Below are 18,079 nucleotides of genomic sequence, written 5' to 3'. Positions count from 1 at the left end.
TTCCGGGCTTTCTTAATCGACCCCGATCCGGGGATCGCGCTGTCGCGCCCCATGAAGAAACGGGGCCGACATGACCACCAACCACCAAAAATCGGAAGCCATTGCGCGCGGCGCGCGCATGTTGCGCACCGCGCTCGGCCCGGCAATCGGCCGGCTGCTCGAAGACCCGGCCGTCGTCGAGGTGATGCTAAACCCGGACGGTCGGTTGTGGATCGACCGCCTGTCCGAAGGACTGGCCGACACGGGCGAGCGCCTGTCCGCCGCCGATGGCGAACGCATCGTGCGGCTGGTCGCGCATCATGTCGGCGCGGAGGTTCATGCCCGCAGCCCCCGCGTCTCGGCCGAACTGCCCGAGAGCGGGGAGCGGTTCGAGGGCCTGTTGCCGCCCGTGGTCGCCGCGCCCGCATTTGCGATCAGGAAGCCGGCCATCGCCGTCTTTACGCTCGACGACTATGTGGCGGCCGGCATCATGTCCGACGATCAGGCCGCGACGCTACGCGCAGCCGTTGCTTCCCGCGCCAACATCCTCGTGGCGGGCGGCACCAGCACCGGCAAGACCACACTGACCAACGCGCTGCTCGCCGAGGTGGCGAAGACGGCGGATCGCGTCGTCATCATCGAGGATACGCGCGAACTGCAATGCGCCGCGCCCAACCTTGTCGCCATGCGGACGAAAGACGGCGTGGCGACACTTTCCGATCTGGTCCGTTCCTCGCTGCGCCTGCGCCCCGACCGCATCCCCATCGGCGAGGTGCGCGGACCGGAAGCCCTCGACTTGCTCAAAGCATGGGGCACGGGGCACCCCGGCGGGATCGGAACCATCCACGCCGGCACAGGCATCGGTGCGCTCCGTCGTCTTGAACAGCTCATCCAAGAGGCTGTCGTCACCGTCCCGCGCGCGCTGATCGCCGAAACCATCGACCTTGTTGCTGTCCTTTCCGGGCGCGGTTCCGCGCGCCGACTTGCCGAGCTTGCCCGCGTCGATGGGCTGGGGCCGGACGGCGACTATCGCATCACCCCCGCAATCCAAACCAGCACAGGAGAATCTTCATGATCCGCACGATTTCGCGCGGCTATCGCTTCGCCGCGACCGCCGCATCCACCCTTGCTATCAGCTTCATGCTCGCCCCGGCCGCCCATGCGTCGGGATCGTCGATGCCGTGGGAGCAACCGCTTCAGCAAATCCTTCAGTCCATTGAGGGACCCGTCGCAAAAATTATCGCGGTGATAATTATCATCGCCACCGGCCTGACCCTCGCGTTCGGGGACACCAGCGGCGGCTTTCGCCGTCTGATCCAGATCGTGTTCGGCCTGTCGATTGCTTTCGCCGCGTCGAGCTTCTTCCTGTCGTTCTTCTCGTTCGGCGGCGGGGCGCTCGTTTGATGGCCGTCGCGTTCGAGCAACTGGACGCCGTGCCGGGCTTCACGGTCCCGGTTCACCGGGCGCTGACCGAACATATCCTGCTCGGCGGCGCACCGCGCTCCATCGCGATTCTGAACGGCACGCTGGCCGGGGCCGTGGGCCTCGGCCTGCGCCTCTGGCTGGTCGGCATCGCCATCTGGGCAATCGGCCATTTCGCGGCCGTATGGGCGGCAAAGCGCGATCCCCTCTTTGTCGAGGTCGGGCGGCGGCATCTCCGCATCCCCGGCCATCTGGCGGTTTGAGGGAGGGCGTCGATGATGAACCTTGCAGAATACCGCCGCACCGCCACCCGGCTCGCCGACTATCTGCCATGGGCAGCACTGGTCGGCTCCGGCGTCGTCTTGAACAAGGACGGGAGTTTTCAGAGGACGGCCAAGTTTCGCGGTCCCGATCTGGATTCCGCCGTCGCCGCCGAACTGGTCGCCGTCGCCGGCCGCATCAACAACGCCGTGCGCCGTCTCGGCTCCGGCTGGAGCATCTTCGTCGAAGCGCAGCGCAGCGAAGCCTCGACCTATCCCGACAGCATGTTTCCCGATCCCGCGTCGGCGCTGGTCGACGCAGAGCGCAAAGCCGGTTTCGAGGAAGCGGACGCGCATTTTGTATCGGGCTACTTCCTGACCTTCCTCTGGCTGCCTCCGGCCGAGGAAGCCGCCCGCGCGGAAACATGGCTCTACGAGGGCCGCGAGAAAACCGGCGTGGACCCGTGGGAGCTGCTGCGCGCCTTCATCGACCGCACCGACCGCGTGCTGGCCTTGCTCGACGGCTTCATGCCCGAGTGCCGTTGGATGGATGACGGCGCGACGCTGACCTATCTCCATTCCACCATCTCGACCAACCGGCACCGCGTCCGCGTGCCCGAGGTGCCCATGCACCTCGACGCGCTGCTTGCCGACCAGCCGTTGACCGGCGGGCTGGAGCCGCGCCTTGGTGATGCACATCTGCGCGTCCTGACCATCGTGGGCTTCCCGACCGCAACGACGCCGGGCCTGCTCGACGAGATGAACCGCCTGCCGTTCCCCTACAGGTGGAGCACGCGCGCGATCCTGCTCGACAAGACCGATGCGACCCGGCTGCTGACCCGCATCCGTCGCCAATGGTTCGCCAAGCGCAAGAGCGTCGCCGCGATTCTGAAAGAGGTGATGACCAACGAGGCGTCCGCGCTTGTGGACACCGACGCCGCCAACAAGGCGCTCGACGCCGACATGGCGTTGCAGGAGCTTGGGGCAGACGTGGCGGGCATGGCTTACGTCACGGCGACCGTCACCGTATGGGATGCCGACCCGCGCATTGCCGACGAGAAGCTGCGCCTGGTCGAGAAGATCGTTCAGGGCCGCGACTTCACCGCCATGCCCGAGAGCGTCAACGCGGTTGACGCATGGCTCGGCAGCCTGCCCGGACACGCCTACGCGAATGTCCGCCAGCCGCCCATCAGCACTTTGAATCTCGCCCACATGATCCCGCTTTCGGCGGTGTGGGCGGGGCCGGAACGGGACGAGCATTTCGGTGCGCCCCCTTTGCTCTTTGGAAAGACCGAAGGCTCAACCCCGTTCCGGCTAAGTCTCCATGTCGGCGACGTAGGCCACACCCTTGTCGTCGGCCCCACGGGCGCGGGCAAATCCGTGTTGCTCGCCCTCATGGCCTTGCAGTTCCGGCGCTATGAGGCCAGCCAAGTCTTCGCCTTCGACTTCGGCGGCTCGATCCGCGCCGCCGCGCTCGCCATGGGCGGAGATTGGCACGATTTGGGCGGTGGCCTCACGGAAGGGGACGAGGCGTCCGTTTCGCTCCAGCCACTTGCCCGCATCCACGACACCTATGAACGCGCATGGGCGGCGGACTGGATCGCCGCCATCCTCATGCGCGAAGGCATCGCCATCACGCCCGAGATCAAAGAGTATCTTTGGACGGCGCTGACTTCGCTGGCGTCCGCGCCGGTCGATGAGCGCACGATCACCGGCCTTGCGGTGCTGCTGCAATCCAACGATCTGAAACAGGCGCTTCGGCCGTTCTGCGTCGGCGGTGCCTATGGCCGGCTGCTCGACGCCGAGGCCGAACATCTCGGCTCGGCCGATGTGCAGGCGTTCGAGATCGAGGGGCTGGTCGGGACCGGTGCGGCCCCGGCCGTGCTCGCCTATCTGTTCCATCGTATCGGCGACCGGCTCGACGGGCGGCCGACGCTGCTCATCATCGACGAGGGTTGGCTTGCGCTCGACGACGAGGGTTTCGCCGGCCAACTCCGCGAATGGCTGAAAACGCTGCGCAAGAAAAACGCCAGCGTCATCTTCGCCACGCAAAGCCTGTCCGACATTGACGGCAGCAACATCGCGCCCGCGATCATCGAGAGCTGTCCGACGCGGCTCTTGCTGCCGAACGAACGGGCCATAGAACCGCAGATCACGGCCATCTATCGCCGCTTCGGCCTCAATGACAGGCAGATCGAAATCCTCGCACGGGCCACGCCCAAGCGGGATTATTACTGCCAAAGCCGCAGGGGCAATCGCCTGTTCGAGCTGGACCTGTCCGAAGTCGGCCTCGCGCTCTGCGCCGCATCCGCCAAATCCGACCAGACCCTCATTGCACAGATCGTCACTGAGGCCGGCCGCGACGGCTTCCTCGCCGCATGGCTGCGCGCGCGAGGCGTCGATTGGGCGGCCGAGCTGATCCCGAACCTCACCAATCTCATCCCCCAGCCTGAAAAGGAGTCCACATAATGACTATCCGCTTCCCGACCCCTCGCGCCGCTCTGATCGCGGCGGCGGTTCTCGCCGTGCCTGTCGCGCTTTCGCCCATGCTGGCAAGCCCGGCCCATGCGCAATTCGGCTTCGGCCGCATCGTCTATGACCCGAGCAACTACGCGCAGAACGTCCTCACGGCAGCGCGCACGCTCGAACAGATCAATAACCAGATCACCAGCCTCCAGAACGAAGCGCAGATGCTCATCAATCAGGCCCGCAACCTTGCGAGCCTGCCATATTCCTCGCTCCAGCAGCTCCAGCAGAGCGTCCAGCGCACGCAGCAGCTTCTCGGGCAGGCACAGAACATCGCGTTCGAGGTCGGCCAGATCGACCAAGCCTTCCAGAAGCATTATGGCAATGTGTCGCTTTCGGCGACCGACGCCCAGCTTGTCGCCGATGCGCGCAGCCGATGGGAGAATACGGTCGGCGGTTTGCAGGACGCCATGCGCGTGCAGGCGGGAGCGGTCGGCAATATCGACAGCAACCGCGCCGAAATGGCCGCGCTGGTCGGCCAGAGTCAGGGCGCGACCGGCGCGCTTCAAGCCACGCAGGCCGGCAACCAGCTTCTTGCGCTCCAGTCGCAGCAGCTTTCCGACCTGATCGCGGTCATCTCGGCGAACGGCCGCGCCGACGCGCTGACCGAGGCCGAGCGCGCGACTGCCGCCGAACAGGGCCGCATCCAGCGCGAGCGGTTTCTGACGCCCGGCACCGGCTACCAGCCGGGCAATGCGCAGATGTTCAACAACGGCAACAACTAACCGGGAGACTCGCCATGGACGGCAAGATGCTGGCCCGGCTCGGGACGGTGGTGTTCGTTGCGATTGCCTTGACAGTGACCGCAATCGACATGGCGCGGAAGGACGAGCCTTCCGCGCCACGACCCGCATCGGTCCTCCAGCCCCCGGCCGACCCGTTGCGCGAAACCCTGCGCCGTTGCCAGCAGCTTGGCGAGGCGGCGGCGAGCGACACCGATTGCCTCGCCGCATGGGCAGAATCCCGCGACCGCTTCCTCGGCCGTGACCGCAGCGAGGCGCGCTGACCATGGGCAACACGGGCGTCATCGACTCGTTTCTAAGCGTATTCACCTCCTACATCGACTCGGGGTTCGGGCTGCTCGGCGGCGAGGTCGCCTTCATCGCCACCACCTTGATCGTCATTGACGTGACGCTCGCGGCGCTGTTTTGGGCATGGGGCGCGGATGACGACATCATCGCGCGGCTGGTCAAAAAGACGCTGTTCGTCGGGGTGTTCGCCTACATCATTTCCAACTGGAACAACCTCGCGCGCATCGTCTTCGAGAGCTTCGCCGGCCTCGGCCTCATGGCGTCCGGCACCAGCTTTTCGGTTGCCGATCTTATGCGTCCGGGCCGCGTGGCGCAGACCGGCCTCGACGCCGGCCGCCCGCTGCTCGACTCCATTTCCGACCTCATGGGCTGGATCGCGTTCTTCGAGAACTTCATCCAGATCGCGTGCCTGCTGTTCGCATGGGCGCTGGTGGTGCTGGCCTTCTTCATCCTCGCCATCCAGCTTTTCGTGACCCTGATCGAGTTCAAGCTGACCACGCTCGCCGGCTTCGTGCTGATCCCCTTCGGCTTGTTCGGCAAGACCGCCTTCATGGCCGAAAAGGTGCTCGGCAACGTGGTGTCGTCCGGCATCAAGGTTCTGGTGCTCGCTGTCATCATCGGCATCGGCAGCACCTTGTTTTCGCAATTCACGGCCGGTTTCGGCGGGGCAACCCCGACCATCGACGACGCCATGGCGATTGTGCTCGCCGCGCTGTCGCTGCTCGGCCTCGGCATCTTCGGTCCCGGTATCGCCAACGGCATCGTCTCTGGCGGCCCGCAACTCGGCGCGGGCGCAGCCGTGGGAACCGGCCTTGCGGTCGCAGGTGCAGGCGTCGCCGCTGGCGGCGGGGCCATGCTCGCCGCCAAAGGTGGTGCTGCCGCCCTCTCCGGTGGGACCGCGGCCGTCCGCGGCGGCGCGACGGCCGCGGGCGCAGCAACCGCAGCCTATAGCGTCGGCGCGCTCGGCCAGTCCGGTGCGGCCGGTGTCGCCTCCGGCCTCGGCGGCGTCGCGCGAGCCGCAGGATCGGCGGCCATCTCGCCCCTCAAACGCGCCGCCGCGCGCGCCAGCGAATCCGTCAAATCCAGCTACTCCGCTGGTGCGAAAGCCGGTTTCGGCGCGTCGGGCGGCAGCTCGACCATGGGCACGGTCGGCGGCACGAACGCCAATCCCGCCGCAGCAGCGTCCGGCCCGGTCGGCAGCCCGCCCGCATGGGCGCAGCAGATGCGCCGCTCGCAGGCCCTCAACCACGGCACCACCATGACCGCCCATGCGGTGCGTTCCGGCGACGGCCACGGTTCTGGTTCCTCCATCAACCTTTCCGAAAGTGACCGCTCATGAGCATCTTCAAACGACCAGCCACCCATTACGGCAAATCGCCCGAACCCGAGACGCCCTATCAGAAGGCGGCGCAGGCATGGGACGAGCGTATCGGCTCGGCCCGCGTGCAGGCGAAAAACTGGCGGCTCATGGCGTTCGGTTCGCTGATCCTGTCGGCCGGATTCGCATCCGCGCTCGTGTGGCAATCGGCGCGCGGGACCGTGGTGCCGTGGGTGGTGCAGGTCGATAATCTCGGACAAGCGCAGACCGTCGCGCCGGCCGCCGCCGATTATCGCCCGACCGACCCACAGATCGCTTTCCATCTTGGCCGCTTCATCGAGCAGGTGCGCGCGATCCCGGCCGACGCGATCATTGTCCGCCAGAACTGGCTTCGGGCGTATGAGTGGACGACCGACCGGGGTGCGGCGGCGCTCAACGACTATGCCCGCGCAAACGACCCGTTCAGCAAGGTCGGCCGTCAACAGGTCGCCGTCGAAGTCTCGAGCGTCATCCGGGCATCCCCGAACAGCTTCCGCGTGGCGTGGACCGAACGCCATTTCGAGAACGGCCAGCTTTCGACTACCGAACGATGGACGGCCATCCTCACCATCGTCATCCAGCCACCGCGCGACGCCAAGCGCCTGCGCGCCAACCCGTTGGGAATCTATATCAATGCAATTTCGTGGTCGCGGGAGATGAGCCAATGAAAACTTCAGCTTGCATCAATCACCTCGCTGATCTTTCCCTCGGAGATCATGAAAAACGAGGTGCCCGTCATCTCGATCTCCTGCCCGGCCTTCCAGCCATTGGGCAGGTCGGTCTTGACCTTGGCGCGATAGCCGATGCGCACGGCTGCACGGTCGTCTATCGCGATACAGTCGAGGATCGTCTGTTCTCTTTCAGCAAACAACTGGACGCCCTGTTCCGCCAGCGCGCGGAATGCCTCGATCCCGTGCGTTTCGTTCGTCGTCTCTCCGTTCGATCTGTTGATAAACCGAACGTCGCCCGACAGGCAGTCGAGCATCGCCTGAACATTCATCCTGTTGTAGGCGTCGATATACCGGGCAACAATCGTCGGCACAGAATCCATTCTGTCGATTCCTCCTTACTGATCCTGAAGTCGCTAACCTATGCGATTTTTGCGACGGCGTTTGCAATTACTTTGGCAGGCTGCGCGACTAACCGGACACCGCAATTCAGCTACGATGCCAGCGTTCCGCCGCTGCCGACCGTGCAGGCGGCGGCAACCGACAACACGCCCCGGCCGCTGCATGTGCCCCCGGCATGGACCGTGGCGCGCGGCGGCACCGCCGCAGGCACACCGACCGGCCGCGTCGAGAACGCAAATGCCGCCGCCCGCGTCGAGCCGCGCCGGGAAGGCTACTACAACGCCATCCAGATTTATCCGTGGTCGGAAGGCGCGCTCTATCAGGTCTATGCCGCAGTCGGGCAGATCACGACCATTGCGCTGGAGCCAGGCGAGAGCCTGACAGGCGCGGGGCCGATCGCGGCCGGCGATACGACAAGGTGGATTATCGGCGACACAGAGAGCGGCAGCGGTGCAAACCGCCGTGTCCATATCCTCGTGAAGCCGACGCGCCCCGACATTTCCACCAACCTTGTCGTCACCACCGACCGGCGCACTTACATGCTCGAGCTGCGCGCGCGGGAATCGCTCTACATGCCGGCCGTGGCATGGGCCTATCCCGCACCGCCTGCCGGCCAGCGCCACACCGTTCCGGCCGCACCCATCATTCCCGCCGAGGCAGCGCGGAACTATCGTTATGGGTTGCAGGTGCAGGGCGATAGCCCGCCATGGCGGCCGGTTTCCGTCTTCGATGACGGCAGGCGCGTTTATATCGTCTTCCCGGCTGGGATCGTGCAGGGCGAGATGCCGCCGATCTTCGTGCTTGGCGCGAACGGCGAGCCGCAGATCGTCAACAGCCGTATCCACCAGAACGTCCTGATCGTTGACCGCCTGTTCGGCACGGCCGAACTGCGCCTTGGTTCTGGCAACCGCCAGCAGACGGTCAGGATCGTCCGCACCAACCCGACGCAGGCCGCAGCCCAGCCGGCCAGCGCGACCACGGGAGGATCGTCCTCATGAGCGATACCGATACCGCCGCACCCATGCGCCTGCGCGCTGAATCGCCCCGCGTCACCCGCCTGTCCCGCAAAATGCTGGCAGGCGTCGGAGCCGTCGCGCTTCTCGGCATCGGCGGGGCGCTGATTTACGCGCTCCAGACCCGCGACGGAGGGCCGGACGGCGGCGAACTTTACTCGACCAACAACCGGCAAACCGCCGATGGGCTGGCGGGCCTGCCGAGCGACTATAGCGGCCCGGTGCTCGGTCCCGCGCTGCCGGGCGACCTTGGCCGCCCGATCCTTGACGCGCAGAACAGGGGCCAGCCAGTCGCGCCGCCCGTCATGACGACGCCCGCCGTCGATCCCGAGGAAGAACGCCGCAGGGCCGAGGAAGAAGCCGCGCGCTTGAGCAACGTCTTTTTCCAGTCCGGCCCGCGCACGGTAGCGCCAGCCGGCACGGCCATGCCCGGCCTTGCCGGTCTTGGCCTCGGCGGGCAGCCCGCGACACAGGATCGCCACGCGGCGTTTCTCAACGGGCCGGTGGACCGGCAGACCGTCGCCCCGGATCGCGTTGTGCCGCCAGCATCGCCCTATATCCTTCAGGCCGGGGCCGTGATCCCGGCCGCGCTCATCACCGGCATCCGTTCCGACCTTCCGGGCCAGATCACCGCGCAGGTGACGGAGAACGTCTATGACAGCCCGACCGGCTCGCTGCTCCTGATCCCGCAGGGCACCCGCATCATAGGCCAATACGATGACGGCGTGACCTTCGGCCAGCGCAGGGTGCTCTTGGTGTGGAACCGCCTGATCCTGCCGGGCGGCCGCTCCATCGTTCTGGAGCGCCTGCCGGGCGCGGACGCCAGCGGCTATGCCGGCCTTGAGGATGGTGTTGATTACCATTGGTGGGATCTAATGAAGGCCGCAGGGCTATCCACGCTGCTTGCAGTCGGCTCGGAGCTGGCCACGAGCGACGAGGACCGGCTGATCCGCGCCATCCGCGACGGGGCGCAGGATACCGTCAATCAGGCCGGCCAGCAGATCGTCCAGCGCCAGTTGCAGGTTGCGCCGACGCTCACCATCCGGCCGGGCTTTCCGGTCAGGATCATCGTCACCCGCGATCTTGTGTTCGAGCCGGCAGGAGGTTGACCATGACGAAACTGAAACTCGGCCCGCTGCCCGACGACAAGCCTGTCAAGGTGACGGTGGAACTGCCCGCGCCGCTTCACCGCGATCTGATCGCCTATGCCGAGGTGCTGGCCCGAGAGAGCGGCCAGCCCGTTGCCGATCCCGCCAAGCTCATCGTTCCGATGCTTCAACACTTCATCGCCACGGATCGCGGTTTCGCCAAGGCGCGGCGAGCCTCCAGCTAACCCCATTCCGGCAGGGGTGCCGCCAGCGCATAGGCGCAAATGCGGCACGCTACAGGCCGCCGACTGCCCTCCATGGTTCGCCTAATTCCGGGGCCAATAGCGCCCCGGAATCCGCCAGAACCAAGGAGGATTCCATGTGCGCAGAGCGCCGCCGCGCCCGCAAAGGGCGACCGCGACAGTCGATCCCCGAACCACTTCCCGACGATCTGTTCGACTACGCCGACGATCCTACGCCGGACGACCGGACGCGAGCCGGCAACACGCCACTTCTCGGCCCGGACGGCCAGAGGATGCGCGTTATCGACGATTGGCCGGAGGACATTCCCGTTACCGAGGCCGAGATTGACGTGTTCGAGCGCTGGTTCGGCGATGTGTTCGACGAACTCTTGGACCCGAGAAAGCCGGATGACAGCTTGCAATTCCTATCACAAACTGATAGGAAAAAGACGTGAGCGGGCATCGTGATCCGGGCCTCGACACGCTTTTGGACCTCGACGGACAGATGCTCTTTGTCGATCCCGAGGGCGGCCATTGGGTGAAGTTCGTCGTCACCCGCGTTCCGGCCTCGCCGGAAAAGCCGCACGGCCTCGATTATTCGCTCACGCTTCACGGGCCTTCGGGCGAACGACTGGTCGGCTTCGACAATGCCCATCCGGTCGGCCGGGGCAGGCGCGGCGAGCCGATGGACCATCGGCACCGCTTTCAGACCGTGAAGCCTTACGCCTACGAGGATGCGGCCACGCTGCTGGCCGACTTCTGGCAGGCCGTGGACGCGGTATTGAAGGAACGAGGTGCCCTATGACCACATTGAAAGTCGGGATTGCCGACTATGAAGAAATGAAGGCCCGCACCATGCGGATCGCGCGCGGCGAGGAAAAACCTGCGCCCAGCGATCCGAAGGTGTGGTTCACCTCGACCGAATCCTTTGCCAAGGTGCTGTCGGCCGGCAACCGCGAACTGCTGCGCATCATCGCCGAGAAAGCCCCGGCATCGCTGGAGGAACTGGCGGAAATCACCGGCCGGGCCGGCTCCAACCTGTCACGCACCCTGAAAACCATGGAGAGCTATGGCCTTGTGCGGTTTGAACCGGGGCATGGACGCAAACTCGCGCCCAAGGTGGTGCATGACCGGGTGGAGCTGGCGTTGCCCCTGATCGACCGCCCCAAGGCGAAGAAAGCTATGGGAGGCCAAGCATGAACAAGCACAGCCCAACCACTACCTCCCGTGCCGCCCTCTATCTGCGCGTCTCGACTGCCCGGCAGGCCGAGCATGACATTTCCATTCCCGACCAGAAGCGGCAGGGCGAAGCCTATTGCGAGCAACGCGGCCTGCAACTGGTGGAGACGTTCATCGAAGCAGGCGCAACCGCCACCAACGACAAACGCCCCGAGTTTCAACGAATGATCGAAGCGGGCACGTCAAAGCCCGCCCCCTTCGATATTGTCGTGGTCCACTCGTTCAGCCGGTTCTTCCGCGATCACTTCGAGATGGAGTTCTACGTTAGAAAGCTGGCGAAGAACGGCGTCAAGCTGGTGTCCATCACGCAGGAGATGGGCGACGATCCCATGCACCAGATGATGCGGCAGATCATGGCGCTGTTCGACGAATACCAGTCGAAGGAGAACGCCAAGCACGTCCTGCGCGCCATGAATGAGAACGCCCGGCAAGGCTTCTGGAACGGCGCACGGCCGCCTATCGGCTATCGCATCGTCGCAGCCGAGCAGCGGGGATCGAAGATCAAGAAGAAGCTGGAGATCGACCCGCTGCACGCCGACACCGTGCGGCTGATCTATCGCCTGTTCCTCGAAGGAGACGGCACGTCCGGCGCGATGGGCGTAAAGGCCATCGCCACCTATCTCAACGAGCGCCGCTTCTTCACCCGCGACGGAGGGCGTTGGGGATTGGCGCAAATCCACGCCATCCTGACCCGCACCACCTATATCGGCGAGCACAGGTTCAACACCCGCTCGCATAAGGACCGGGAGAAGAAGCCGGAGAGCGAGGTCGCCATCATGGCGGTGCCGCCCCTAATCGAGCGCGAGACGTTCGACGCGGTGCAAGCCCGCCTCAAGTCCCGCAATCCCATGGTGACGCCTGCACGTGTCTCCAGCGGCCCGACGCTCCTGACCGGCATTTGCTTCTGCGCCAAGTGCGGGGGAGCGATGACCCTTCGCACCGGCCAAGGCAGCACGGGCGCGACATACCGCTACTATACCTGCTCGACCAAGGCCCGGCAGGGCAAGACCGGCTGCAAGGGTCGCACAATCCCCATGGACAAGCTGGACCATACGGTCGCCGATTATATCGGGGACCGCCTGCTCCTGCCCAAGCGGTTGGAAACCGTCCTTGCCAGCGTCATCGACCGCCGACAGGAACGCACCGAACGCCGCCGCGAGCATCTTGCCGAGCTTCAAAGGCGAATCACGGAAGCCGACCAGCGGCTCGGCCGTCTCTTTGACGCCATCGAAGCCGGCATGGTGGACAAGGACGACGCCATGGCAAAGGAACGCATGGTGAGCCTCAAGGCATTGCGGGATCAAGCCGCCGCCGACGCGGAGCGCACGCAGCTCGCGCTCGATAGTTCAGGCAATCAGGGCGTCACCCCCGATATGCTCAAGGGGTTTGCTCGCAAAGCCCGTGAACGGATCAGGCTCAACGATGGCGGCTACCGCCGCGACCATCTACGCGCGCTGGCGCAGCGTGTCGAGGTTGCCGACGACGAGGTTCGCATCATGGGATCGAAGTCGGAACTGCTGCGAACGTTGGTCGCCGCTTCAAGCGTAGAAACGGCGGCGTTCGGCGTTCATAGTTCTGTTCTGAAATGGCGCACCCGACAGGATTCGAACCTGTGACCTCTGCCTTCGGAGGGCAGCGCTCTATCCAGCTGAGCTACGGGTGCTGGCCGATATGCGCTGGAGACGAAGCAGCAGCGCGTCGCTTTCATAGCCGAAGCCTTTGCCTGCATCAACGATGAAATGCGATGAATTGCCTGGCTTTGCGTTTTCGGATCCAAGGCTCGAGAAGGAACCCCGTGGGCATGCAGGCCAAAGCGCCAGGCCTTGGCGTTTTCCGGGCCTTGACGTTTTGATGCCTGATGGCGCGGGAGGGTCATGCCGCTGCGAGGTTTTCCTATGTCCGCCTATGTCCTACCGGGGCCGCTGAGTGGGATAAGATCAGCTTTTTCCTGAGCGGGCACCTTTGCCGAGATCCCGGCGCGCGCGCTCATCCTTGTCCAGTTTCTCAAAACTCTCGATGACCCCGTCTGCTTCCTGTTTGACGTCAGGGACGGCATGGCGCTGATTGCGAACTTTCGCCTGGTCGTCGCCCTGCAACTGATTGTTGCCCATCCGGTCGGCGGCCAGATCGCTGCTCTGGATGTCGGAGGCACGGTCCTTCTTCTGCCGGTCGTTCATGGGAATGCTCCTTTCAGGCTCTGTTCAACTCCTGCAGCCTGAACGGAGGAGGGGAGGAATGCGTTCCATGGTGGCACTCCGCTTTTAGGGAACGAAGCCGGCGAGTGGGCGTTGGCCGCCAATGCAGGATACAATCGTTGAACCATTATGGAGCTGGCTGCGGGAAAACCATGGCGCTGTCAGTGCGTTGGCCAGTCTCGCCACACTGGTGGTCTGGACGCTCTATTTCCAGATGCTGCTGATGAACTACCGGCGTACACTGCGCCCCAAAATCCTGATCAATCGGGGCGCCGGGCATCGCCTTCAGGCACACTGTCTTATCGCAAACATGAGCGCAGAGCCGATTTATATCGAAGCTGTGTTGCTGGACGTGGGCTATCTCGCGGATGGCGAGAAGGCCGTCGCGCGCAGTCGGTATTCACTAAGCGACCTCGATCTGGATATTCTCAATGGCAGCGATAGCAGCCCGCAATGGTTCCAGGGACCGCTCGACAGCAGCGAATGGCTCGATATCGGCACTTTTCAGCAATTGATCGGAAAGGTGCTCGAGCAGGACCGCACGGCTGAGGGAGCCTTTCCCGTCGATCGGATGCCGGCTCTGGACAGGTTGCGCGAACTGACGGTCATCGTGGTGGCGACCTACCGCGCACAGGACCTTCTGGTGGCTGCCCGACGCAGTTTCGATGTGAAACAGGATACGATCGGAAAACGGCTGATCCCGCGCCATTTCACGGCCGAGCAGATCCGATCCCGCAGAGACCGACGGGCGCTCGAAAGGATCATGAGAGACGGAAGATAGAACCCAGCCTCATCTCTGGCGCGCGCAGCCTGTTCAGAAGATGGAACTCAAACGCGCGCCGCAGAATGATGAATCCTGCCTTCAGGCCTTTGCTGCAGCGGCCAGAGCAGCAGAAAGATCAGCCTTCAGATCCTCAACGTCTTCCAGGCCGATTTGCAACCGGATAACCGGGCCTTCTTTCGGCGGTTGCGCGATCGTTCGATCGTTAAGCTGCACGTGCACGGCAAGGCTCTCATAGCCGCCCCAGGAATAGCCGAGACCAAAATATTCAAGGGCATCCAGAAACGCATGGGCCTGCGCCTGGCCGCCGCCATCGAGCACGATAGAGAAGAGACCGCTGGATCCGGTGAAGTCACGTTTCCAGATCGCGTGGCCTGGATGGGATTCGAGAGCCGGGTGGAGAACGCGGGCGACGCCCTTTTGCCCCTCCAGCCAGCGCGCGAGGCTGAGGGCGCTCTGCTGGTGGCGCTCGAGCCGTACGCCCATGGTGCGCAGGCCGCGCAGCACCTGGTAGACATCGTCCGGCGCAGCACAGATGCCGAGTGCCCCGTGGGTGTCGAGCAGGCGCTCGAAACACGCTTCATTGGCTGAAACGGTTCCCAGTAGGACATCCGAATGGCCGCCGGGATATTTGGTGGCCGCCTGAATGGAGATATCGACCCCATGGTCGAGCGGGCGGAAGAAGAGCGGTGTCGCCCAGGTGTTGTCCATCATCACGATGGCGCCACCCCGGTGGGCGACGTCGACAATGGCGGGGATGTCCTGCATCTCGAACGTTCCGGAACCCGGGGCCTCGGTAAGGACCACTTTGGTATTGGGTTGCATAAGTGTGGCGATGCCTTTGTCGGCAGCCGGGTCGTAGTAGGTCACTTCGACACCAAGCCGGGTGAGCATGGTATCGGCGAAATGGCGTGTCGGATGATAGACCGAATCGACGATCAGCACGTGGTCGCCCGAAGACAGGAAGGCGAGCAGCGGAACGGTGACAGCGGCAAGCCCAGAAGGCACGATTATGGTGCCGGCAGCCCCTTCCAACTCGTTCATCGCCGCGGCCAGCGCGTCGGTTGTGGGTGTGCCGCGGGTGCCGTATGTATACTTCTGGTTGCGTGAGGCCATGGTCCCGGCATCGGGAAACAGCACGGTTGAGGCGTGAACCACCGGCGGATTGACGAAACCGTGAAAGTCGCGCGGATTGTTGCCCATATGGGCAAGGCGCGTGTTGTCTCCGACTTTAGTCTTATTCTTTTCGTTCATGGAACCTGTCGCTTGATTGACTGCGGGCGCGCCCTGGAGCGTGAGCGTAAGGAAAACCCTCGAAACCGGGCGTTCAAGATGCCGGATGGAACGCCATTGTCGGCGACCCGTCAACCGGGCACGGGCCGCGCTCTTGCCTCTGGAGCAAGGGTCTTTCGCTCTTGACCCAAAGAGATTTATGGCATTCGATGGGACCAGTGCGTGGGAGAGGAAGTGCGTGTCCGCCCCTTTGCGGGCCGGCACTCCGAGCGGGGTGTACGGGACATTCGCCTGCTTCCGCACTGAAAATGTCAGGGGATAAGCCCGAACACAGAAAAAAGGGTTCGTAATCATGAAAAATATTGTCAAAGCGTTGCTCGGCTCGGCCGCGATCGCGATGATGGCCGCGCCGGCTTCTGCCGCCACGCTGGACGATGTGAAGGCGAAAGGCCACGTCCAATGCGGCGTCAACACCGGCCTCATCGGCTTCAGCGCACCGGACGACCAGGGCAACTGGAAAGGCCTCGACGTGGACTTCTGCCGCGCCGTGGCTGCCGCAATTTTTGACGATCCCGAAGCCGTGGAATTCACGCCACTTTCGGCAAAAGACCGTTTCACCGCGCTTCAGTCAGGCGAAGTGGACGTGCTTTCCCGCAACACCACTTGGACGATCAGCCGCGACACGGCACTCGGCCTGAACTTCGCCGGCGTGACCTACTATGACGGCCAGGGCTTCATGATCAATGCGAAGAAGCTCGAAGGCATCAACTCCGCGCTTCAGCTTTCGGGTGCCGCGGTCTGCGTGCAGGCCGGCACGACGACGGAGCTGAACCTCGCCGACTACTTCAAGGCGAACAACATGGAGTACAGCCCTGTTGTTTTCGAGAAGTTCGAAGAGGTGAATGCGGCCTATGATGCAGGGCGCTGCGATGTCTACACGACGGACCAGTCCGGCCTTTATGCCGTGCGCTTAAATCTCACCAACCCGGACGACCACATCGTTCTGCCCGAAATCATCTCCAAGGAGCCCCTCGGGCCGGCAGTGCGCCATGGCGATGACCAGTGGTTCGACATTGTCAAATGGGTTTATTACGCGCTCGTGAATGCTGAAGAGCTGGGCATCAGCCAGGCCAACCTTGAAGAGAAGATGAATTCGGACAACCCCGAAGTGCGTCGTCTTCTCGGCACCGAGGAAGGCACCAAGCTTGGTACCGATCTCGGTCTGACCAATGATTTTGCCGTCCGTGCTATCAAGCATGTGGGCAACTACGGTGAGATCTTTGAGCGCAATGTGGGTGCCGACAGCCCGCTGAAGATCTCGCGCGGGATCAACGCCCTTTGGACGAAGGGTGGCCTTCAGTACGGTATGCCGATCCGCTGATCGGGTCCCGTGAAAACAATGCGTGAGAGGCGGTTCGCGCTGCCTCTCACCATTCCTGGTGAGGATAGCCATGGCCACCCCGCAATCAACTGTGGAGGGCGCGGCGCCTCGTGTGCCGCTCTTCTATGATCCGCGCGTTCGAGGAATTGCCTATCAAGTGCTGGTGTTTGCCGGCCTCGTTGCCCTGATCTACTGGATCATCGGCAACACGACCGCCAATCTTCAACGTGCCAACATCGCATCCGGTTTCGATTTCCTTCAGGGACGGGCCGGTTTCGACATTGGCGACAGTCTTGTCGAATATTCTTCCGATTCCACCTATGGGCGCGCGCTCTTCGTCGGCTTTCTGAACACGCTGCGTGTCGCGATCGTCGGTATCATTACGGCCACGATCATCGGCTTCATCATTGGTATCGGCCGCTTGTCGAAGAACTGGCTGATCAATCGTATCTGCCTCGTTTATGTGGAGGTGTTCCGCAACATTCCGCCGTTGCTGGTCATCTTCTTCTGGTATTTCGGCGTCCTTTCCGTGCTGCCGCTGCCGCGCGAGAGCATTGATCTGCCGCTCGGCTCGTACCTCAACAGCCGCGGGCTCTATTTCCCGCGCTTCCTTTGGGGCGAGGGGGCCTGGCTTGTTCTCGTCGGACTTGTGCTCGGCATCGTCTTCACCTTTTTCGTCCGCCGCTGGGCGCATCGCAGGCAGATGGCGACGGGCGAGCAGTTTCCGGTTTTCTGGACGAGTGTGGCGTTGATTGGCGGCTTGCCGCTTCTGGCCTTTCTTCTGACGGGGCTGCCACTGAGTTTCGAGTTTCCGGAGTTGTCGACTTTCAATTTGCGCGGCGGCATTCAGGTGCGGCCCGAATTTCTGGCGCTCTATCTCGCTCTCTCGTTCTACACGGCTGCGTTCATCGCCGAGATCGTGCGTGCCGGTGTGCTCGGTGTCAGCCACGGGCAAAGCGAGGCTGCGCAGGCGCTGGGTCTTCGCTCGGGCCAGTCCATGCGGCTGGTGATCATACCGCAGGCACTTCGGATCATTATCCCGCCGCTGACCAGCCAGTATCTGAACCTGACCAAAAACTCTTCACTGGCCGTGGCCATCGGATATCCAGACCTTGTTGCCACGGGCGGGACGACGCTCAACCAGACCGGACAGGCCATTGAAGTGGTCGCAATCTGGCTGGTCGTCTATCTGGGCCTTAGTCTCGGAACGGCCGGGTTGATGAACTGGTACAATGCGCGCATGGCGCTGGTGGAGCGGTAGG

General features: G+C 63.8%; 21 protein-coding genes and 1 tRNA gene. 18 read left to right on the top strand and 4 right to left on the bottom strand.

Annotation, left to right across the window (positions count from 1 at the left end; translation table 11 throughout):
- Positions 1-70 precede the first annotated feature (70 nt).
- From trbB to trbF, 8 genes are read left to right on the top strand one after another with little or no spacing between them, the layout of a single operon-like run.
- On the top strand, positions 71-1,054 hold the full coding sequence (gene trbB / locus H7H48_RS02775; RefSeq protein ID WP_229447280.1) for a P-type conjugative transfer ATPase TrbB: 984 nt from the start codon (positions 71-73) through the stop codon (positions 1,052-1,054).
- On the top strand, positions 1,051-1,383 hold the full coding sequence (locus H7H48_RS02770) for a TrbC/VirB2 family protein (RefSeq protein WP_024353498.1): 333 nt from the start codon (positions 1,051-1,053) through the stop codon (positions 1,381-1,383). Before trbB ends, H7H48_RS02770 begins: the two co-directional genes overlap by 4 nt.
- Complete coding sequence (locus H7H48_RS02765) at positions 1,383-1,664, top strand: VirB3 family type IV secretion system protein (RefSeq protein WP_229447279.1); 282 nt, start codon at positions 1,383-1,385, stop codon at positions 1,662-1,664. Before H7H48_RS02770 ends, H7H48_RS02765 begins: the two co-directional genes overlap by 1 nt.
- 12 nt (positions 1,665-1,676) lie before the next feature.
- The gene (gene trbE / locus H7H48_RS02760) at positions 1,677-4,130 is read left to right on the top strand and encodes a conjugal transfer protein TrbE (protein WP_229447278.1); all 2,454 of its coding nucleotides are present in this window, start codon (positions 1,677-1,679) and stop codon (positions 4,128-4,130) included.
- Positions 4,130-4,912 (top strand): P-type conjugative transfer protein TrbJ, encoded by a 783-nt coding sequence (gene trbJ / locus H7H48_RS02755; protein ID WP_229447277.1) that lies wholly within the window; start codon positions 4,130-4,132, stop codon positions 4,910-4,912. The genes trbE and trbJ overlap by 1 nt, the downstream gene beginning before the upstream one ends.
- A gap of 14 nt (positions 4,913-4,926) precedes the next feature.
- Entirely contained in the window at positions 4,927-5,193 is a 267-nt protein-coding gene (gene trbK-alt, locus H7H48_RS02750; protein ID WP_229447276.1) for a putative entry exclusion protein TrbK-alt, read from the top strand.
- Positions 5,194-5,195: 2 nt separating this feature from the next.
- Entirely contained in the window at positions 5,196-6,557 is a 1,362-nt protein-coding gene (trbL, locus tag H7H48_RS02745) for a P-type conjugative transfer protein TrbL (protein WP_229447275.1), read from the top strand.
- On the top strand, positions 6,554-7,243 hold the full coding sequence (gene trbF, locus H7H48_RS02740) for a conjugal transfer protein TrbF (RefSeq protein ID WP_229447274.1): 690 nt from the start codon (positions 6,554-6,556) through the stop codon (positions 7,241-7,243). Before trbL ends, trbF begins: the two co-directional genes overlap by 4 nt.
- A gap of 5 nt (positions 7,244-7,248) precedes the next feature.
- On the opposite strand, the gene H7H48_RS02735 is transcribed toward trbF, so the two are convergent.
- The gene (locus H7H48_RS02735) at positions 7,249-7,626 is read right to left on the bottom strand and encodes a nuclear transport factor 2 family protein (RefSeq protein ID WP_024353836.1); all 378 of its coding nucleotides are present in this window, start codon (positions 7,624-7,626) and stop codon (positions 7,249-7,251) included.
- A gap of 18 nt (positions 7,627-7,644) precedes the next feature.
- Between H7H48_RS02735 and trbG the strand changes: the two genes are divergently transcribed.
- From trbG to H7H48_RS02700, 7 genes are all read left to right on the top strand, one after another.
- On the top strand, positions 7,645-8,643 hold the full coding sequence (trbG, locus tag H7H48_RS02730; protein WP_370633322.1) for a P-type conjugative transfer protein TrbG: 999 nt from the start codon (positions 7,645-7,647) through the stop codon (positions 8,641-8,643).
- Entirely contained in the window at positions 8,640-9,767 is a 1,128-nt protein-coding gene (locus H7H48_RS02725) for a TrbI/VirB10 family protein (RefSeq protein ID WP_229447272.1), read from the top strand. Before trbG ends, H7H48_RS02725 begins: the two co-directional genes overlap by 4 nt.
- Positions 9,768-9,769: 2 nt before the next feature.
- Positions 9,770-9,991, top strand: coding sequence for a DUF2274 domain-containing protein (locus tag H7H48_RS02720; protein WP_024353507.1), 222 nt, complete (start codon positions 9,770-9,772; stop codon positions 9,989-9,991).
- A gap of 134 nt (positions 9,992-10,125) precedes the next feature.
- Positions 10,126-10,443 carry a hypothetical protein gene (locus H7H48_RS02715; RefSeq protein ID WP_229447271.1) on the top strand — a complete coding sequence of 106 codons (318 nt, stop codon included), beginning with the start codon at positions 10,126-10,128 and terminating at the stop codon, positions 10,441-10,443.
- Complete coding sequence (locus H7H48_RS02710; RefSeq protein WP_229447270.1) at positions 10,440-10,793, top strand: DUF6516 family protein; 354 nt, start codon at positions 10,440-10,442, stop codon at positions 10,791-10,793. The genes H7H48_RS02715 and H7H48_RS02710 overlap by 4 nt, the downstream gene beginning before the upstream one ends.
- Positions 10,790-11,188 (top strand): helix-turn-helix domain-containing protein, encoded by a 399-nt coding sequence (locus H7H48_RS02705; RefSeq protein WP_024353510.1) that lies wholly within the window; start codon positions 10,790-10,792, stop codon positions 11,186-11,188. Before H7H48_RS02710 ends, H7H48_RS02705 begins: the two co-directional genes overlap by 4 nt.
- A complete protein-coding gene (locus H7H48_RS02700; protein ID WP_229447269.1) occupies positions 11,185-12,843 on the top strand; it encodes a recombinase family protein in 1,659 nt (552 codons plus the stop codon). The genes H7H48_RS02705 and H7H48_RS02700 overlap by 4 nt, the downstream gene beginning before the upstream one ends.
- Here the strand turns inward: H7H48_RS02700 and H7H48_RS02695 are convergent.
- Both H7H48_RS02695 and H7H48_RS02690 read right to left on the bottom strand, forming a co-directional pair.
- Positions 12,814-12,890, bottom strand: a tRNA-Arg gene (locus tag H7H48_RS02695). The two genes, H7H48_RS02700 and H7H48_RS02695, sit on opposite strands and share 30 nt — an antisense overlap.
- 274 nt (positions 12,891-13,164) lie before the next feature.
- Complete coding sequence (locus H7H48_RS02690; protein ID WP_229447268.1) at positions 13,165-13,404, bottom strand: hypothetical protein; 240 nt, start codon at positions 13,402-13,404, stop codon at positions 13,165-13,167.
- Positions 13,405-13,525: 121 nt separating this feature from the next.
- Here H7H48_RS02690 and H7H48_RS02685 point away from each other — a divergent pair, with 121 nt between their 5' ends.
- On the top strand, positions 13,526-14,203 hold the full coding sequence (locus tag H7H48_RS02685; RefSeq protein WP_229447267.1) for a hypothetical protein: 678 nt from the start codon (positions 13,526-13,528) through the stop codon (positions 14,201-14,203).
- 81 nt (positions 14,204-14,284) lie between these two features.
- Here the strand turns inward: H7H48_RS02685 and H7H48_RS02680 are convergent, their stop codons facing one another.
- The gene (locus tag H7H48_RS02680; RefSeq protein WP_229447266.1) at positions 14,285-15,457 is read right to left on the bottom strand and encodes a cystathionine beta-lyase; all 1,173 of its coding nucleotides are present in this window, start codon (positions 15,455-15,457) and stop codon (positions 14,285-14,287) included.
- A gap of 331 nt (positions 15,458-15,788) precedes the next feature.
- Here H7H48_RS02680 and H7H48_RS02675 point away from each other — a divergent pair, with 331 nt between their 5' ends.
- Both H7H48_RS02675 and H7H48_RS02670 read left to right on the top strand, forming a co-directional pair.
- A complete protein-coding gene (locus H7H48_RS02675) occupies positions 15,789-16,817 on the top strand; it encodes an amino acid ABC transporter substrate-binding protein (protein WP_229447265.1) in 1,029 nt (342 codons plus the stop codon).
- Positions 16,818-16,887: 70 nt separating this feature from the next.
- Positions 16,888-18,078: an amino acid ABC transporter permease gene (locus H7H48_RS02670; RefSeq protein ID WP_229447264.1), complete on the top strand. Its 1,191-nt coding sequence runs from the start codon at positions 16,888-16,890 to the stop codon at positions 18,076-18,078.
- Position 18,079: the final 1 nt, after the last annotated feature.

The organism is Nitratireductor sp. B36 (genome assembly GCF_020833685.1).
In the GTDB taxonomy this organism is placed as follows: Bacteria; Pseudomonadota; Alphaproteobacteria; order Rhizobiales; family Rhizobiaceae; genus Nitratireductor.
The sequence above is the reverse complement of the archived record's forward strand: the minus strand, read 5'-3'. Positions and strand labels throughout refer to the sequence as shown.

Coding starts and splice junctions, on each gene's coding strand:
- trbE (WP_229447278.1), top strand. CDS start 1,677: ATGATGAACCTTGCAGAATACCGCCGCACCGCCACCCGGCTCGCCGAC.
- H7H48_RS02670 (WP_229447264.1), top strand. CDS start 16,888: ATGGCCACCCCGCAATCAACTGTGGAGGGCGCGGCGCCTCGTGTGCCG.
- H7H48_RS02705 (WP_024353510.1), top strand. CDS start 10,790: ATGACCACATTGAAAGTCGGGATTGCCGACTATGAAGAAATGAAGGCC.
- trbK-alt (WP_229447276.1), top strand. CDS start 4,927: ATGGACGGCAAGATGCTGGCCCGGCTCGGGACGGTGGTGTTCGTTGCG.
- H7H48_RS02680 (WP_229447266.1), bottom strand. CDS start 15,457: ATGAACGAAAAGAATAAGACTAAAGTCGGAGACAACACGCGCCTTGCC.
- H7H48_RS02690 (WP_229447268.1), bottom strand. CDS start 13,404: ATGAACGACCGGCAGAAGAAGGACCGTGCCTCCGACATCCAGAGCAGC.
- trbJ (WP_229447277.1), top strand. CDS start 4,130: ATGACTATCCGCTTCCCGACCCCTCGCGCCGCTCTGATCGCGGCGGCG.
- H7H48_RS02685 (WP_229447267.1), top strand. CDS start 13,526: ATGCAGGATACAATCGTTGAACCATTATGGAGCTGGCTGCGGGAAAAC.
- trbF (WP_229447274.1), top strand. CDS start 6,554: ATGAGCATCTTCAAACGACCAGCCACCCATTACGGCAAATCGCCCGAA.
- H7H48_RS02735 (WP_024353836.1), bottom strand. CDS start 7,626: ATGGATTCTGTGCCGACGATTGTTGCCCGGTATATCGACGCCTACAAC.
- H7H48_RS02770 (WP_024353498.1), top strand. CDS start 1,051: ATGATCCGCACGATTTCGCGCGGCTATCGCTTCGCCGCGACCGCCGCA.
- trbB (WP_229447280.1), top strand. CDS start 71: ATGACCACCAACCACCAAAAATCGGAAGCCATTGCGCGCGGCGCGCGC.
- H7H48_RS02700 (WP_229447269.1), top strand. CDS start 11,185: ATGAACAAGCACAGCCCAACCACTACCTCCCGTGCCGCCCTCTATCTG.
- H7H48_RS02725 (WP_229447272.1), top strand. CDS start 8,640: ATGAGCGATACCGATACCGCCGCACCCATGCGCCTGCGCGCTGAATCG.
- H7H48_RS02765 (WP_229447279.1), top strand. CDS start 1,383: ATGGCCGTCGCGTTCGAGCAACTGGACGCCGTGCCGGGCTTCACGGTC.
- trbL (WP_229447275.1), top strand. CDS start 5,196: ATGGGCAACACGGGCGTCATCGACTCGTTTCTAAGCGTATTCACCTCC.
- H7H48_RS02720 (WP_024353507.1), top strand. CDS start 9,770: ATGACGAAACTGAAACTCGGCCCGCTGCCCGACGACAAGCCTGTCAAG.
- H7H48_RS02715 (WP_229447271.1), top strand. CDS start 10,126: ATGTGCGCAGAGCGCCGCCGCGCCCGCAAAGGGCGACCGCGACAGTCG.
- H7H48_RS02675 (WP_229447265.1), top strand. CDS start 15,789: ATGAAAAATATTGTCAAAGCGTTGCTCGGCTCGGCCGCGATCGCGATG.